Source organism: Streptomyces sp. NPDC051105, assembly GCF_040682795.1.
Classification (GTDB): domain Bacteria; phylum Actinomycetota; class Actinomycetes; order Streptomycetales; family Streptomycetaceae; genus Streptomyces.
The window spans coordinates 243,693-259,221 of sequence record NZ_JBFBBR010000001.1; the positions used below are offsets into that span (position 1 = coordinate 243,693).

Sequence of the window (15,529 nt, forward strand, 5' to 3'; positions counted from 1 at the left end):
ACCGAATCCCGTCCTTGATTCCCTCCGCCGGGCCCGTATGCCCCGTATATCCTGCTCCGAGGCCCACTGATCACGCCTGATCACTACGATCACACCGAGAACGCCGACGCAGTCCCATCGAGAGGCGGCCGCGATGTCCGAGCGACGCCCCAGCCCGGTCTCGAAGAACTCCGGGAACGGCAGGAACGGCCGGAACACCAGAAGGTCCGTCTGGCGCCGCACCCTGCCGCCGGAGCAGGACACGGCCGAGTTGCCGGAGCCGGAGTCCGCGTCGGCGGCAGGGCCGGGTGAGCCGGCGAGCGTCGTGGAGGCCGCGCTGTACCGCGACGGGGTGCGGGTGTCGACGCCGGCGACCCTGGCGCAGACGTACCGCGAACTGCGCGACCAGCCCGCGGGGATGGCATGGATCGGCCTGGCCCGCCCCACCTCGGGCGAACTCCTCTCCCTGGCCGCCGAGTTCGACCTGCACCCGCTCGCGGTCGAGGACGCGATGGAGGCGCACCAGCGCCCGAAGCTGGAGCGGTACGGCGACACGCTCTTCGTGGTCCTGCGCGCCGCCCGTTATCTGGACGCGCCGGAGGAGGTGGACTTCGCCGAGCTGCACGTCTTCGTGGGCGCGGACTTCGTGATCACGGTCCGGCACGGCGCGGCACCGGACCTCTCGGCGGTCCGCCACCGCATGGAGGACAGCCCCGACCTCCTCAAACTCGGCCCGGAGGCAGTCCTCTACGCCATACTCGACGCGGTGGTGGACGGCTACGCCCCGGTCGTCGAGGGCGTCCAGAACGACGTCGACGAGATCGAGACGGAGGTCTTCCGCGGCGACCCGGAGGTCTCCCGCCGTATCTACGAACTCTCCCGCGAGATGGTCGAGTTCCAGCGCGCCACCCGACCCCTGGTCGGCATGCTGCACAGCCTGATCGCCGGTTTCGCCAAGTACGAAACGGACGAGGAACTCCAGCGCTACCTCCGCGACGTCGCCGACCACGTCACTCACATCAGCGAACGCGTGGACGGCTTCCGCCAGGCCCTCACGGAGATCCTCACGGTCAACGCGACCCTGGTCACCCAGCAACAGAACGCGGAGATGCGGGCGCTGGCCGAAGCGGGCTTCGAACAGAACGAGGAGATCAAGAAGATCTCGTCCTGGGCCGCGATTCTGTTCGCTCCGACGCTCGTCGGAACTATCTACGGCATGAACTTCTCCCACATGCCCGAGCTGCACTGGGGGTTCGGATACCCCTTCGCCATCGTCCTGATGGCAGCCGTATGCACCAGTTTGTACTTCATCTTCAAGCGGAAGGACTGGCTCTGAGCAACCGCTCGACGGGCGATCGGGCGGCGCCAGGGGAGCCGGCGGCGGTGAGGTGCCCCAGTGCCCCAACAGCCGCGGCTTGACGTGCTCAGGCGCCAGCGGCTCGGCCAGTAGAGGGTTGGACATGAGGTAGATCTGCCCGACGGCCAGGTAGTTCGCCGCCCGCCAATGGGCATCCAGAAGGCCGAGACCGCGCATGCGGGGTGCCTCACGCGAGTATGTAGCGAACGTGCCTTCGGCCAAGGCCGCGGGAATAGTGAGCCGTTGTCCGGTGGCTGCTGCCATGTCCCAGGCGTGGACGGTGAATTCGGCGATCAGGATCCCGCCGAGCGCGCTCGCGGGCATGGGCGGTCCGCCGAGGCCGGCCTCGCCCTCCCACGCTGCCGGCTCGGACCAGGCCCTGGCCGCCGGTTCCGCTCAGCCGGCCACGAGCAACGCCCACTCGGGCTCTGGCCGCCCGGCGAGGAGTGGCACCGGGCTCGCGGTCAGCAGGCCCGGATCCGATGCGGTGTGCCAGGTACAACCCCGGCACTCTCAGGGCGGCTGCTGAGGCAGCCGCGTCTTTACGCTGAGCCGACTGCGTCTTTTGGGGCGGGTGCACAGAGGCGGCGGGCGGCTTCGACGATGACGGCCCGGTGCTCGGCCAGCCGTTCCGGCCGGTAGGGGTCGGCGCCGTCGACAGCCGTGAGGAGATCTCGCGGCGCGAGAACCCAGCTCTGCGTGAGCCCGGTGATGAGGACGAGCAGGTCTGTCGACGGCAGCTGCCCGGCGGCCGAGTCCGCGGTCATCCGGGCCATCTTCTCGCTGTAGACGTCCGCCGCGTCGGGGCCCAGCTCAGGCCGTTCCATCTGGCGCCACAGATGCATGCGCAGCGCGGCAGGGCGCCTGGTCAAGTAGTCGAACATGCGGCCCGCGTAGCCCGGCAAGTCGTCCTCGGTGAGCGGCACCGCGGCGTTCAGTTCGCTGATGACCCTGTGCAGGGCGGCGGCGAACAAGCCCTCTTTGTTGGTGTAGTACACGTAAATGGACCGCTTGTTGGCGCCCGCTGCCTCGGCGATGCGCTCGATGCGGGCACCGGCGAAGCCGTACGCGCTGAACTCCTCGATTGCCGCCACGAGGATCTTTGCGCGGGTTGCTGCGGAGTCGTAGGGCATGGCACCAGCCTAAGGTAACCAACCGTTTATTGACAAATCCCGGACCCCGTGCCTAGATGGTAAACATCCAGTTATTTTCATTACTGGCCGTAGCGGAAGGTATGTCATGAGTACAAACTCGCCCTCCTCGCCCGTGTTCGAGCGGGACCTGTTCATCAACAACACCTGGCGTCCCGGCTCCTCGGGCGAGCGCATTACGGTCGTCGATCCCGCGACCGAGAAGGAGATCGGATCAGCTGCCGCGGCGGTCTTCGAGGACATCGACGCGGCCGTCTCCGCGGCCCGTACCGCGTTCGACTCCGGTCCGTGGCCGCGACTGACCCTGCGGGAGCGAGCCGAGATCCTGACGAGGTTCGCCGACGAACTGGAGAAGGACGTCGATCCGGTCACCGAGGTGCTGGTCGCGGAGACCGGCCTGACGGCCGGGCAGAGCCGCGGCGGGGCCCTGACCATGCCCGGCCTGCTGCGCTACTACGTCTCCCTGGCGGGCACCACGGAACTGACCGAACTGCGCACCGGCCTGTCAGGGGTCAGCGCCCGCATCGAGAAGCGGCCGGTGGGCGTCGTGGCGGCCATCGTCCCCTGGAACGCACCACTCGCACTCGCCGCGTTCAAGCTCCCCCAGGCCCTGCTGGCCGGCTGCACCGTCATCATGAAGCCGTCGGAGGACACTCCCCTGAGCGCGGGCTACTTCGCCGACGCCGCGCTGCGAGCAGGGCTGCCCGCCGGGGTACTGAACATCGTCAACGCCCTGCCCGCGGGCGGCGACTACCTGGTGCGCCACCCGGGCGTCGACAAGATCACTTTCACCGGCAGCACCGTGGTCGGGCGACGTATCGCCGCCGCTGCCGCCGACACCCTCAAGCAGCTCACCCTCGAACTCGGCGGCAAGTCACCGGCACTCGTGCTCGACGACGCCGACCTGGACCGCATCGTCGAGACCCTGGTGCCCGGCGTCTGCGGGAACAACGGGGAGAGCTGCACCAACCCCAGCAGGCTCATCGTGCCCGAGCACCGTCACGACGAGATCGTCGCCGCCCTCGCCGAGGCGTTCGCCAAGCTGACCGTCGGCGATCCCCGCGACCCGGCCACCGACGTGGGCGCAATGGTCACCCGCAAGCACTACGAGCGGGTCCTGGACTACCTCGCCTCCGCGGAAGAGGAAGGCGGCACCTTCGCCGTCGGCGGCGGCCGGGCCCCCGGCCACGACGTCGGCTACTACATCGCCCCCACGATCATCACCGGCGTGTCACCGGACGCCAAGGTCGCACAAGAGGAGATCTTCGGGCCCGTCCTGACCGTCCTGACCTACCGGGACGAGGAAGAGGCCATCCGCATCGCCAACCACACCGAGTTCGGCCTGTCCGGCGCCGTCTACAGCACCGACACCGAGCACGCCCTGCGCGTGGCCCAGCAGATCCACGCCGGCACCGTGAACCTGAACAACGGCATCACCGTCGACATCGGCGTGCCGTTCGGCGGCGTCAAGCAGTCCGGCTACGGCCGCGAACTCGGCCCCGAGGGCCTGGACGCCTTCTTCAACACGCACGTCATCTTCCTCAACGGAGAACCCCTGCGCGTGATCAGCGGCTAGCGGCAGCAAGTGCCGGGCCGGTCCGCCGTGACGGACCGGCCCGGCCCGTTCCCCCCCACCGCGCAGACGTCACCCACGTGGACAACAGTCATGCGCATCGCAACTCCGTTCACGGCCTCGAGCACCGCCATGGACGTCATCGCCGGCGTCGACCTCACCGGCCGGGCAATGATCGTCACCGGCGCCCGCGCTTCCATACCTTGACGTGTCAGCCTGATGGGCAGACGTGCCCATCAGATTGTCCGGACAGGTAGGACGCCCGTTCGTCCGCGGCCAGATCGCGATGGACGGCCTGGCAGATCTTCCGGATCGCCGCATCGGGCTCGGGAAGAACCGAGTTCCACAGCCGCACAGTGGTGTCACCGCTTCCGCTGGCGAGGGTGTGCCCGTCGGGACTGAACGCCAGCGACGTCACCGCGTTGGTATGGCCGGTGAGGGTGGCGCGGGTCTTTCCGGTGTGTACGTCCCACAGTCGAACCGTGAAGTCGTCGCTGCCGGAGGCGACGGTCCGCCCGTCGCGGCTGAAGGCCACGGACCAGACCCTGGCGGTGTGACCCGTCAGGGGAGCCCTTGCTTTGCCGGTGGCGACGCTCCACAGCCGTACTGTCTTGTCGGTGCTGCCAGTGGCGAGGGTGCTCCCGTCGGGGCTGAACGCCAGGGAATGGACTCTGTCCGTGTGGCCGATCAGGGGGGCCCGGGCCTTTCTGGTGGCGACGTCCCACAGCCACACCGTTTTGTCGTCGCCGGCGGCGGCGATGATACGGCCGTCGGGGCTGAATGCCATGGACCACAAACCGCTGGTGGCGTCCGGCAGAGTGGCGCGGAGCTTTCCGGTGGCTGCGTCCCACAGTCGTACCTTCTTGTCGCCGCCGGCGGTGGCGAGGGTGTCTCCGTCAGGACTGAACGCCACGGACAGAACTGCGTCGGTGTTACCGGTGAATTTGGCCCGCACTTTTCGGGTGGTCAGGTCCCACAGCCGTGCCGTGTTGTCGGTGCTGCCGGTGGCGAGGGTGTGGCCGTCGGGGCTGAACGCCAAAGAGGAGACTTGCTCGGTGTGGCCGGTGAGTTTGGCCCGCGTTTTTCCGCTGGCCAGGTCCCACAGCCGTACGGTCTTGTCGGCGCCGCCGGTGGCGAGGGTGTTCGAGTCGGGACTGAACGCCAGGGACATGACGGGTTGCGTGTGACCGCTGAGGGGAGCGCGGGCATATCCGCTGCTCAGGTCCCACAACCGCACCGTCGCGTCCTCGCTGCCGGTGGCGAGGGTGCTCCCGTCGGGACTGAACGCAACCGACAGCACAGGATCGGTGTGACCGCTGAGAACGGCTCGGATCTTTCCCGTGTTCACGTCCCACAGCCGTGCTGTCTTGTCCTCGCCTGCCGTGGCGAGGGTGCTGCCGTCGGGGCTGAAGGCCACCGAGAACACACGTTGGAGTTCTTCGGTCAGTGTGCTGCGGGGTTTTTTGGTGGCCATGTCCCACAGCCGCACTGTGAAGTCGTCGCTGCTGGTGGCGAGGGTCCTCCCATCTGGGCTGAAGGCCACATCGAACACGGGCGCGGTGTGGCCGGTGAGCGCCGCGAGGTCTTCCCCCGAGTTCACGTCCCACAAATGAACCGTCGCGTCGGCGCTACCGGCGGCGAAGACGCTTCCGTCGGGGCTGAAAGCCACCGACGTCACGGTGTAATCGGCGCTGACGGGTAGGGTGGCGACACCTACTTCCTTGGTCACGTCCCAGAACCGCACGGTCGCGTCGTCGCTGCCGGTGGCGAGAGTGCTGCCGTCGGGGCTGAAGGCCACCGACGTCACGGCCTTGGTGTGGCCGCGGAGGGTGGCGCGGGACTCCTCTGCGTCCATGTCCCAGAGCCGCACCGTCTTGTCGGTGCTGCCGGTGGCGAGGGTGTGGCCGTCGGGGCTGAACGCCATGGACGAGACCCTGTCGGTGTGGCCCGGCAGTGTGGCGTGGACTTTCCAGGTGGACACGTCCCACAGCCGGACCGTTCCGTCTTCGCCGGCGGTGGCAAGAGTGCGCCTGTCGGGGCTGAACGCCACCGCCGCGCCCCCATCTGTATGGCCCGGCAGGCGCTGCTTCAGCGGCAGGGCTGCTGCGTTCTCCAGGCTGGCGAGGGCTTCAGGGGTGGGGCTGGCGCGGTAGGCCCGGATGGCGAGCAGCGAGGCGAGGTCGGGGTTCGTGTCGATGAGGGTGCCGGACTGGGTGGCGAGCTGTCGGGACAGGGCTGCCTGTCGCTCGTCGACGGCTGTCCGCCACTGCCAAAGTACGCCTGCTGCGGCGAGGAGCGTGAGGACGAGGAGCGACGCGAGGGTGGCGTTGAGGCGCCTGCTGCGTCGGATGGCGGCCTGCTGCCGCTGCTCGCTGGCCGTGAGGAAGGCTTTGATGTCGTCTGGCAGGCGCCATTTGCGTGACCAGTCGAGCCCTGCGGCGAGCGCTGCTCCGCTGAGGAGCTCTCCCGGGTCGGATGTCGCCGCCCAGAGGGCTCGCCGCTCACGGGTCCGGTTGAACCATTCATGGAAGAGACGGTCCTGGGCGACCCATTCGCGCAGAGTGCCCCACTCACGGATGAGTGCGTCATGGATCAGTTCGGCCACCGGCTCGCCCGGAGGAGTGTCAGGCCCTTCAGGAGAGCGCAGCATCTGGGTGGTGATGATGCGATGGAGGGTCAGGACGCCGATGACATCGTCGACGTGCCCGTCGGCTGCGTCGTCGGGGTCGGCCGCCAGGTGGCGTAGTTCGTCGAGGGGCAGCTGGGCACGTACGGCGGGTACGTTGCGGCTGGGATCGTCCGGATGCACCAAAGAGGTCAGGATGCGCCGCGCGATCGGGTGTTGCTCGGGAGGCAGCCGGTTGAGGGCGCTGTCACACCATGTGGTCAGGCTTCCGCTGACCGCTCCGATGCGCCGGTAGGCCTCGTGCGTGAGGTATCCGTCCTGGCGCCGCGACCACAGCTGGCTGAGCGTGAGTTCCAGCAGCGGCAATACGGTGACGGGTGCTTGGCGGGCCGCGGCCGCTTCGGGGGTGATGGCCAGGACATCCGTGACGATCTGTTCCGCCAGACCTGGTTGGGAACGAAGTCCCACGTCCTGGGCGGGAAGGGTGATGATGTCGTACAGGTCCTGCTGGCTCAGGGTGCCCGGGACATTCAAGAGACCTGGCATCGCGGTTTCCAGCAACTTGGGGACCCGGGCCGCCAGCTGGGGGTAGAAGTCGTCCCGCATGACCAGGATGACGCTCAGCCCGACCGCGGAGGCGACGGCCGCGGTGATCTGTTCCACGGCGGAAAGGCCGTCCTGCCGTTGGCCATGGCCGGGCTGGGTGAACAGCTCTTCGAACTGATCGACGACCAGGAGAACGCGCTCGTAACCATTCTCCGCCGAGAGCCTGCGGCTGACAGCCGCAGCGATGCCCTGCGTGATCGCCCCGGGGAGTCCAGCGCGCTCGATCTCCGCCAACAGGTTCTGCCGAGGCCGGGCGATGACGGGCAGCCAGCGGTCGCTGCCGGGCAGCTCACCAGCGGCCAGCGCCTGCAGGACACCGGCCTGGACCAGGGACGACTTGCCCGAGCCGGAGGGGCCGAGCAGCAGTGTCAGCCGCCGTTGCCCGGCCAGGTTCGCAACCACCTGCCGCACCGCGTCTTTACGGCCTTGGAACCATCGGGCATGTTCTGCGGTGAAGGGCTCCAGTTCCCGATAGGGGCACACCTCTTGCACCGTGAGTTCCGGCACGATCTCCCGCAACGTCTGCGTGGCAGTGACGTAGGCGACCCCTTGCCCGCGTTGGTAGCCGTCGGGGGCAGTGATTTCCGTGAGCATGCCGATGACCAGCCCGGTCTCCTGGTCCAGGACCGGCGCGCCGCTGAAGCCGGTGGTGAGATCGTTGGCGTCGGTCAACTGCAGGTGGGTGCCCCGCCGAGGGGAGGGCGGAAGCAGATCCCCGGCTTCACCGAAGCCGAGGTGCCCCGCCTGCGGAGCCTGTGCGGGGAACCCGTACGAGCGCACCTTGTGGCCGCTGCAGCCGGCCGCGGAGCCCAGCGACAACGGCCTCAGACCGGGCGGGGTGTTGCTCAGGCGGACGACCGCCACATCCTCGTCCTCCGAGGCACGCCACAACGCTTTCAGGACGAGCCCGCTTACCCGGGGGCCACCATCCAGGTGGGGGAAGCGCAGCTGTACCTCTGTACCGGGCCCCCCTCCGGCAAGCCCGACGACGTGGGCGCAGGTGACCAGCAGTCCGTCGGCCACGGGGAAGCCGGCCCCGGCGACCTCGCCGTCCGGTCCGAGGACCTGTGCCACGGCAGCGGGTAGGCACGCCATGCCCCCGTCGGGTGTCTTCGCGGTGTCGGCCATCGGATCAGCCTGCGCCTGCGTCTGGATGAGGAGGACCCGTGTCGTCCTTCGTCTTCCACGACATGATCACTTTGAGATGGCAACTCGCTTGGCTCTTGGTGATCACTGCCCCGGCCGTGGCAGCGAGGTCGACACCGAACTCGACCGCGATCTCATCGGGACGGGCCTTGCGCAGTTGGTCGAGTGTGGCGCGAGCCGCCTCCGTAACCGGCGCAAGTGCTTCCTGCAGCGTCCTGGGCAGCTCACCAATGGCCTCGCCGAGACGGCCGGCCTTCACCGGTCCCTCCAGCACACCTGCTGGTTCCTCGACCAGAATGCAGCCCCCGCCATCAAGCGGAATTCGGGTCAACGGTGCCAAGACGGCCTCCTTCTGGGTGCTGCGATGCTGCATTCGTTCCCGCAGCGCCGAGACGCGGTCAGTACACGGTCCCGTTCTGCGCAGGCACCCTGGCCAGCGTCGTCAACAGCCGACGTCGCCGCATCCTCGGGTAGGCCGCATGGGTGAGCGGGGCCGCCGGTTCGGTGGACGACGCGCCGTGTCAGGGCGTGGGGACCGCCCGATGTACGGCCCGCCGTCAAGGTACGCCGCCGACAGCCCCAGTGACGCGGCGCGGAGGCGCCAGTGTGGTTGGCGATCACGGCTGAGAGCTGACGGCAAGCTGGCCACCGTCCACCGTGCGACCGAACGGGGGACGCCGCACACGGGGAAGGGGCCCGCTTCGGCCGAGCGGGTGATCCCAGGACCTACGGAAGCATGGACAACCCTGGAGAGACGCGTAATCCCGACGTTACAGCCCGCGCGCATACTGGCCGTATGAGTCGCGCCGACGACAACGACAAGACGCCATTCGCGTCTGTCCATGGCTTTGTCACCAGGTCGGCCACGGTAGTGCAGTACGAACGAGACGGGGCCTGGGTCATCGTCGCGAACGGCGCCTATGACCTGGGCTCAATCTCACCACTGGCCGAGGCGCTGGAAATCGCAGCCAAAAAGCATCCCAGAGTCGTGGTGGACGCCTCCGGCCTCTCCTTCGCGGACTCGACCCTCCTGAACCTGCTGCTGCGCATCCGGCAGCTGACCGAGCTGCGCGTGGCCGCGCCGGCCCGCCAACTGCTCCGCATCCTGGAGATGACCGGAGCCGACACGGTGCTCGACGTGCGCACCACCGTGGAAGACGCTCTGGCTTGACCTGGCGGACCCCAGGCACTGTCCGATGGGTTGTGTGACCAGGTCGGCAGTCGCATCGTTCCGGCTGGTGTAGGGCGGGGTGATCTGTTGGTTCGGGAGTGGGCTCGGCAAGTGCAGCTTCAACCTGGCCCACTCCGCGTCACTGAGATCGCCCCGCCCCACATGCCCTGGAACGAGTGCTCGCCCCTGTCCGTCACAGACCCGTCAGACAGGGCTTCGTCGCCGGAAGCATGCGGCATCCCTCCTGCGAAGTCGACTGCGACGAACGCGATCACCGCGGTTCGCCCCTCATCCGTAGGGCGTCGTCCTAGTCGATGAAGACGCTCCACGCGGTGGCGTTGAGGTTGTCGGAGAGGAAGATGTCGGTTCCTCCCAGGCGCTTTTCCCAGGACGGCATCAGCTCGGCCGCGCGGGCGGTGACCGCATCCATCCAGACCTTGATTTCCGCCTGCTTGTTGTCGGCCGGCACCTTGGCGGCAGCCGAGGCTTCCCTCATGTCGACCGTGCGCAGTGCTTCGGAAGCAGCGGCGCGCAGGTCCCGGATGTACTCCCGGTTCGTCGCCACGTCCTCGGGCGTACCGGGCAGGGCCATATGGCCGGTGACGATGGTCTCGTAGTCATACTCCAGCAACTGGTCCATGGCGTCGAAGTACGCGGGCACGTGCGCGGAGAAGTACAGGCGGAAGAACGGCGCGCTCTTCGGAGTGAAGCTGTCCATCGCTCCCATGAGCTTCAGCTCCGGCAGGTGGATGAACAGGTTGCCGGCCTGATGCCAGTCTCCCGTGTAGTCGAGGACGAACCGCACCCCGTCGATGTCCATCTCCTTGCGGCGGCCACTGAAGGTCTCGGTGGGCAGGGGGCGCCGGTCGTCGTTCTTGACCTCTTTGATGAACTCGCCGGTGATCTCATGGGAGATGATCTTCAGGCCGTCCCGCTTCAGCAGGTCAGCCGCCCCGATGTGGTCGGCGTGCGCGTGGCTGTATATCAGATGGGTGACCGGCTTGGGGGTGACCGTCTCGATCGCCTCCAGTAGTTTGTCCCCCAGGAACGGTGAGGCGTCCACGAGGACGACACCGTTCTTCGTCTCCACGAACATCGTGTTGATCATCCCCTGGGTGACGAAGTGGGCACCGCCGCCCAGGTCCTGGACGACATACCCGGACTCCGGGATGTCCGGGCCCAGGGCGAAGTCGGGTACAGGCGCGAACTCGGTCATGGTGATCTCCTTCGAGCGGCCCGCCCCAGGGCTGGGGCGGAGAGGGGCCCTGTGAGGGGGTTCCAAGGGGTCGCGTGAGGGCCGGCTCGGGCCTGGCCTGCGGCAACGCGGTCTTCGAGGCGACAGCGGAGCGGTGCAGGACAGCCGCTCCCTTCTCCGGCCATGCAGGGAGGCCCTCCGGGTTCCTCTGGCATCCTCGCGGGAGAAGGTCGTCGCTTTTCATCCAGCATGGCCGCTCTGCATGCGCGTGGACGCTCCAAGCGCGCCCATCTGAACCTAGGTCTGACTGGTCCACCTTCACCGGCCCGTCCCGCCGCTGCGGGGAGCACACTGGCCGCATGAACGACAACGGTGAACTGGGTGACTTCCTGCGCTCGCGCCGGGCCCGTCTGCGTCCCGAGGACGCGGGGGCGGCTTTCAGCGGCGGTGCGCGCCGGGTCCCCGGACTGCGCCGTGAAGAGGTCGCGCACCTGGCCGGGGTGAGCACGGACTACTACGCCCGCCTCGAACAGGGCCGGCACCCCCACGTCTCGGAGACGGTACTGGAGGCGGTCGCCCGCGCTCTGCGCCTGGACGACACCGAACGCGGCTACCTCTTCGAACTCGCCCGGCCCAGGACACCCGGACGCCACCGGAGCGGTCCCGCCCGCGCACCACGCATGCGGCAGCCGATCCACCAGATGCTGGACGTCCTCAACGACGTCTCACCGGCCGTCGTCATCAACCACCGCAGCGACGTCCTGGGCGCCAACCACCTGGCCAGACAGCTGATCACGGACTTCGACGCACTGCCGCACCGCGACCGCAACCTCGCCCGATTCGTACTGCTCCACCCCGCCGCCCGTGACCTCTATCAGGACTGGGACCGGGTCGCGGAGACCTTCGTCGCCAGTCTGCGCCTGGCCTCCGGACGCCATCCCGACGACCGCCTGCTGAACGAACTCGTCGGGGAACTATCCATCAAGGTTCCCGTGTTCGCCACCTGGTGGGCCGGCCACCGCGTGGACCAGTGCGCCCACGGCACCCAACGCCTCGTTCACCCCCTGGTCGGCGAACTCACCCTCTCCTACGAAACGCTGGGTCTGCCCGCCGACCCTGACCAGAGCATCGTGCTCTACACCACCGAACCCGGCTCCGCCTCCGCGGAAACACTCCGCCTGCTCGCCAGCTGGACCACGCCGACGAGCACACACGAGGCCGCGCCCTCCCAGGCACCGTCCGGCCGATGAGGAACAGGCGGCCGATCAGTGACGAGGGAGGCGAGACGCCGCCGCTCACCCACTGGCGCCGCCTCGCCGGCGTCAGTGCGAAGCGTGCCTAGCCGCACAGATGACGACGGCCGAGGCACTCATCACCAACATCCTCTGGAGCACGGCATGTCCACACCCGAGCAGAACAAAGAACTCGTCCTGAGGGCCTTCGACACACTCTTCGGCAAGCGCGACTACACGGCCGCGGAGGAGTTCTGGTCCGAGGACTACGTTCAGCACAGCCGGCACATCCCGCCGGGGCGGGAGGGGCTGTTCAACCTCGTTCGCGCACTGCCCGCGGCCCTGCGCTACGACAACCAGCTCGCGGTCGCCGAGGGCGACTACGTGATGTTCTACGGCCGGTTCTCAGGCACCGGCGAGACCGCCTCCGTCGTGGCCGACGTGGTACGCGTCGAGAACGGCAGACTGGCCGAACACTGGGACGTCTGGGAGGACGAGGCGACCCGCGCCGAGTCCGCAAGCGGCCTGCCGATGTTCGGCGACCACTTCCCGCACGACCGGGCGAGGTGTCGCACTGGCTCGCCGACGGACGGCTGACGAGCGTCGAGAGCACGGTGCACGGCGACATCGAGACCGGACGACCTTGGGAGTCAACTTGAGGGTGCCTCGGAGGAGCTGCGCCCTCGTAGCCCCGTCGGGGCACTCCAGGCGGCGAGCATGCTGAGCGTCTCCGCAGAGGCCGAACCAGGTTCCGCGGTGTAGAGGCAGATACTCAGGTCAGGGTCGGCGGGCAGGGCCAGAATCTCGTAGGAGAGGGTGAGTTCGCCGACCACGGGATGGACGAGGCGCCGGGTGCCGTGGGCGCACTGGTCCACGCGGTGGCCGGCCCACCAGGTGGCGAACTCGGGAACCTTGCTTGACAGCTCCCCGACGAATTCGTTCAGCAGGCGGTCGTCGGGATGGCGTCCGGCAGCCAGACGGAGACTGGCGACGAACGCCTCCGCGACCCGGTCCCAGTCCTGATAGAGGTCACGGGCGGCGGGGTGGAGCAGTACGAATCGGGCGAGGTTGCGGTCGCGGTGCGGCAGTGCGTCGAAGTCCGTGATCAGCGCCTTGGCGAGCTGGTTGACCGCCAGGACGTCGCTGCGGTGGTTGAGGACCAGGGCCGGCGCGACATCGTTGAGGACGTCCAGCATCTGGTGGATCGCCGGACGCACGCGCGGTAGCGGGGCCGGACGGCGCCGTTCCGGGCGGGGTGTCCTGGGTCGGGCGAGTTCGAAGAGGTAGCCGCGTTCGGTGTCGTCCAGGCGCAGAGCGCGGGCGACCGCCTCCAGTACCGTCTCCGAGACGTGGGGGTGCCGGCCCTGTTCGAGGCGGGCGTAGTAGTCCGTGCTCACCCCGGCAAGGTGCGCGACCTCTTCACGGCGCAGTCCGGGGACCCGGCGCGCACCGCCGCTGAAAGCCGCCCCCGCGTCCTCGGGACGCAGACGGGCCCGGCGCGAGCGCAGGAAGTCACCGAGCTCGTCGGTTTGATCCATGCATCCAGTGATACCACTACAGCGGCATGACGGGCCGGGGGGTGGACCCGTCAGACCTAGGTTCAGTAGGGCGCGCGAGGCGTCCGCACGGGTGCCCCGGACGGGATGTCGGCATCGCCGTCGCCCCCCCCTGGCATCCGGCCTCGTGATCAACACGGGATCGGGGCTGGCGGGTACGGCCTGGATCGGCGCGGCCTTCGGGGTCGCCACCTGGGCAGCGTTCTGCTGGACCGCCACCTCACCCGACGCCACGAAGCGGGAACCGACGAGCCCACAACCGTCTCCGAGCCGGAGCAGGCTGCCGCTGCCGCTGCCTCCTGACAACCGGACCTTCCGGAACACGCCCTGCGGGTCCCCACGGCCGCCTTTGGCGGCTCCCCCTCGGCCGCCCGCGCACACCGACGCCGCCCCACGCGGCCGTGCCGGCGTTTGTGGACGTGGCCTCGATGCGGGGGCGGCCATGGGCGGCCCGGGAGCATGACGGCGTCGGCGCCCTCGCCCAGCCGGGCCGCCTCTCGGCCGGGGTCAGACCCGGACAGGTGCGATGTCGCGGGCCGGCAGTTCGAGTCCGAGGTTCTCACGGAGCGTGGTGCCGGTGTAGTCGGCGGCGACGATCTTTCGTTTGCGCAGCTCGTGCAGGAGGCCGTTGACGACGAAGTCGTGCTGGCGCGGGTCCGCGAGTCCGCCGAGCGAGATCACGTCCAGGACGCCTGCGCGGAAGCGTTCCTCGACGGCGTCGGCGAGTTGCTCGGGCGTTCCCGCCGCCGCCCAGTGTCCGGTGTCCTGCGCCGCGACGATGAGCTCCCGCAGCGTGTAGCCCTGCCGCGCGTAGCCGGTGAAGATGTCGACCCGGCCGCGGCGGCGGTTCACCGACGCCACGTCGGGCAGCAGGCTCTCCGGGAGCGTCGCGTCGAGCGGGAGGTCCGACAGGTCGACTCCGCCGCCGAGCATGTCGGCCAGTTGGGCACGGCCGCGTTCGAAGTCGATCGACTCCCGCTTCTCGCGTACGAGCCGCTTCGCCTCCGCCTCGGTGGCCCCGTACGTGGCGTGGAACGAGCTGAAGATCAGCGGCAGTCCGTCGGCCCGTCCCAGGCTCCGGGCCTGGTCGCGGATCTTCCGGGTGAAGTCCAGAGCGTGGTCGAGGGTGGGCAGCGACGTGAAGACGATTTCCGCGTAGCGGGCGCCCAGCGCCGTCCCCGCCGCTGACTGCCCCGCCTGTATCTGCACCGGGCGCCGCTGCGGCAGCGGCGGGATGTTCAGCGGGCCGGTCACGGTGAAGAACCGGCCGGAGTGGTGGATCGGGTGTACTCGGTCGCGCCGCAGCACCGCCTTCCCGTCCGCACCGGCCGTCAGCGCGCCGGGTTCCCAGCTGTCCCACAGCGCGTTGACCACGTCCAGTGTCTCGGCGGCGCGCGCGTAACGCTCCTCCGGGCTGGGCAGTTCGCCGGCGCCGAAGTTCTCCTCACCGATCGAGGAGGTCACCAGGTTCCAGGCGGCCCGCCCGTTGCTGACGTGGTCGAGGGTGCCGAAGAGCCGGGCCAGGTTGAACGGGTGGTGGAAGGTGCTCGACACCGTCGCGATCAGGCCGATCCGCGTGGTCACCTGGCTCAGCGCCGAGACGAAGACCAGCGGCTCCTGCGAGCCGATCGCGCCCTGGGCGTCGAACCTGAGCAGATCGGCGGTGAACAGCGCGTCGAACCTTGCCGCCTCGGCGAGCTTCGCCACCCGCACGGCGGTGTCCAGCGTGGATCGGGCCGGGTCGATCGCCAGGTCGTACGTCTCCGACGTGCCACCGGCTCCGGTCACGGTCTTCAGTGTTCTGGGCTGCTTCGCGCTCACTACGCATCCGTTCTCATCGATGTCGGTGGCATCGGGGGGTGACGGCTTTCCCCGGTGCGGCGGCCGTTTCCGGTGCTGCGGCCTTTTCAGGGACGGGCCCTGGGACGAGCCATCGT

General features: G+C 68.7%; 11 protein-coding genes and 1 pseudogene. 5 read left to right on the plus strand and 7 right to left on the minus strand.

Annotation, left to right across the window (positions count from 1 at the left end; translation table 11 throughout):
- Nucleotides 1-133 precede the first annotated feature (133 nt).
- On the plus strand, nt 134-1,315 hold the full coding sequence (locus AB0N16_RS01160) for a magnesium and cobalt transport protein CorA (protein ID WP_365791741.1): 1,182 nt from the start codon (nt 134-136) through the stop codon (nt 1,313-1,315).
- 45 nt (nt 1,316-1,360) lie between these two features.
- Here AB0N16_RS01160 and AB0N16_RS01165 read toward each other — a convergent pair.
- Nucleotides 1,361-1,513 (minus strand): annotated as a pseudogene (locus tag AB0N16_RS01165) (hypothetical protein); the annotation flags it as partial.
- Nucleotides 1,514-1,878: 365 nt separating this feature from the next.
- Nucleotides 1,879-2,469 carry a TetR family transcriptional regulator gene (locus AB0N16_RS01170; RefSeq protein WP_365791743.1) on the minus strand — a complete coding sequence of 197 codons (591 nt, stop codon included), beginning with the start codon at nt 2,467-2,469 and terminating at the stop codon, nt 1,879-1,881.
- 106 nt (nt 2,470-2,575) lie between these two features.
- Between AB0N16_RS01170 and AB0N16_RS01175 the strand changes: the two genes are divergently transcribed.
- A complete protein-coding gene (locus AB0N16_RS01175; protein ID WP_365791745.1) occupies nt 2,576-4,063 on the plus strand; it encodes an aldehyde dehydrogenase in 1,488 nt (495 codons plus the stop codon).
- A 208-nt stretch (nt 4,064-4,271) separates the two neighbouring features.
- On the opposite strand, the gene AB0N16_RS01180 is transcribed toward AB0N16_RS01175, so the two are convergent.
- Both AB0N16_RS01180 and AB0N16_RS01185 read right to left on the minus strand, forming a co-directional pair.
- A complete protein-coding gene (locus AB0N16_RS01180) occupies nt 4,272-8,420 on the minus strand; it encodes a trypsin-like peptidase domain-containing protein (RefSeq protein ID WP_365791747.1) in 4,149 nt (1,382 codons plus the stop codon).
- Between the two features lie 4 nt (nt 8,421-8,424).
- Nucleotides 8,425-8,778 carry a CU044_2847 family protein gene (locus AB0N16_RS01185; RefSeq protein WP_365791749.1) on the minus strand — a complete coding sequence of 118 codons (354 nt, stop codon included), beginning with the start codon at nt 8,776-8,778 and terminating at the stop codon, nt 8,425-8,427.
- Between the two features lie 456 nt (nt 8,779-9,234).
- On the opposite strand from AB0N16_RS01185, the gene AB0N16_RS01190 reads away from it, so the two are divergent.
- Complete coding sequence (locus AB0N16_RS01190) at nt 9,235-9,609, plus strand: STAS domain-containing protein (RefSeq protein ID WP_365791751.1); 375 nt, start codon at nt 9,235-9,237, stop codon at nt 9,607-9,609.
- Nucleotides 9,610-9,916: 307 nt separating this feature from the next.
- Here AB0N16_RS01190 and AB0N16_RS01195 read toward each other — a convergent pair whose 3' ends face one another.
- Entirely contained in the window at nt 9,917-10,825 is a 909-nt protein-coding gene (locus AB0N16_RS01195) for an MBL fold metallo-hydrolase (protein WP_365791753.1), read from the minus strand.
- 338 nt (nt 10,826-11,163) lie between these two features.
- Here AB0N16_RS01195 and AB0N16_RS01200 point away from each other — a divergent pair, with 338 nt between their 5' ends.
- Entirely contained in the window at nt 11,164-12,054 is an 891-nt protein-coding gene (locus AB0N16_RS01200) for a helix-turn-helix transcriptional regulator (RefSeq protein ID WP_365791755.1), read from the plus strand.
- A gap of 147 nt (nt 12,055-12,201) precedes the next feature.
- The gene (locus AB0N16_RS01205; protein WP_365791757.1) at nt 12,202-12,633 is read left to right on the plus strand and encodes a nuclear transport factor 2 family protein; all 432 of its coding nucleotides are present in this window, start codon (nt 12,202-12,204) and stop codon (nt 12,631-12,633) included.
- A gap of 53 nt (nt 12,634-12,686) precedes the next feature.
- Here the strand turns inward: AB0N16_RS01205 and AB0N16_RS01210 are convergent, their stop codons facing one another.
- Entirely contained in the window at nt 12,687-13,574 is an 888-nt protein-coding gene (locus AB0N16_RS01210; protein ID WP_365791759.1) for a helix-turn-helix transcriptional regulator, read from the minus strand.
- A gap of 525 nt (nt 13,575-14,099) precedes the next feature.
- Nucleotides 14,100-15,380: an NtaA/DmoA family FMN-dependent monooxygenase gene (locus AB0N16_RS01215; protein WP_365791761.1), complete on the minus strand. Its 1,281-nt coding sequence runs from the start codon at nt 15,378-15,380 to the stop codon at nt 14,100-14,102.
- Between the last annotated feature and the right edge of the window lie 149 nt (nt 15,381-15,529).

Coding starts and splice junctions, on each gene's coding strand:
- AB0N16_RS01160 (WP_365791741.1), top strand. CDS start 134: ATGTCCGAGCGACGCCCCAGCCCGGTCTCGAAGAACTCCGGGAACGGC.
- AB0N16_RS01170 (WP_365791743.1), bottom strand. CDS start 2,469: ATGCCCTACGACTCCGCAGCAACCCGCGCAAAGATCCTCGTGGCGGCA.
- AB0N16_RS01175 (WP_365791745.1), top strand. CDS start 2,576: ATGAGTACAAACTCGCCCTCCTCGCCCGTGTTCGAGCGGGACCTGTTC.
- AB0N16_RS01180 (WP_365791747.1), bottom strand. CDS start 8,420: ATGGCCGACACCGCGAAGACACCCGACGGGGGCATGGCGTGCCTACCC.
- AB0N16_RS01190 (WP_365791751.1), top strand. CDS start 9,235: ATGAGTCGCGCCGACGACAACGACAAGACGCCATTCGCGTCTGTCCAT.
- AB0N16_RS01195 (WP_365791753.1), bottom strand. CDS start 10,825: ATGACCGAGTTCGCGCCTGTACCCGACTTCGCCCTGGGCCCGGACATC.
- AB0N16_RS01200 (WP_365791755.1), top strand. CDS start 11,164: ATGAACGACAACGGTGAACTGGGTGACTTCCTGCGCTCGCGCCGGGCC.
- AB0N16_RS01205 (WP_365791757.1), top strand. CDS start 12,202: ATGTCCACACCCGAGCAGAACAAAGAACTCGTCCTGAGGGCCTTCGAC.
- AB0N16_RS01210 (WP_365791759.1), bottom strand. CDS start 13,574: ATGGATCAAACCGACGAGCTCGGTGACTTCCTGCGCTCGCGCCGGGCC.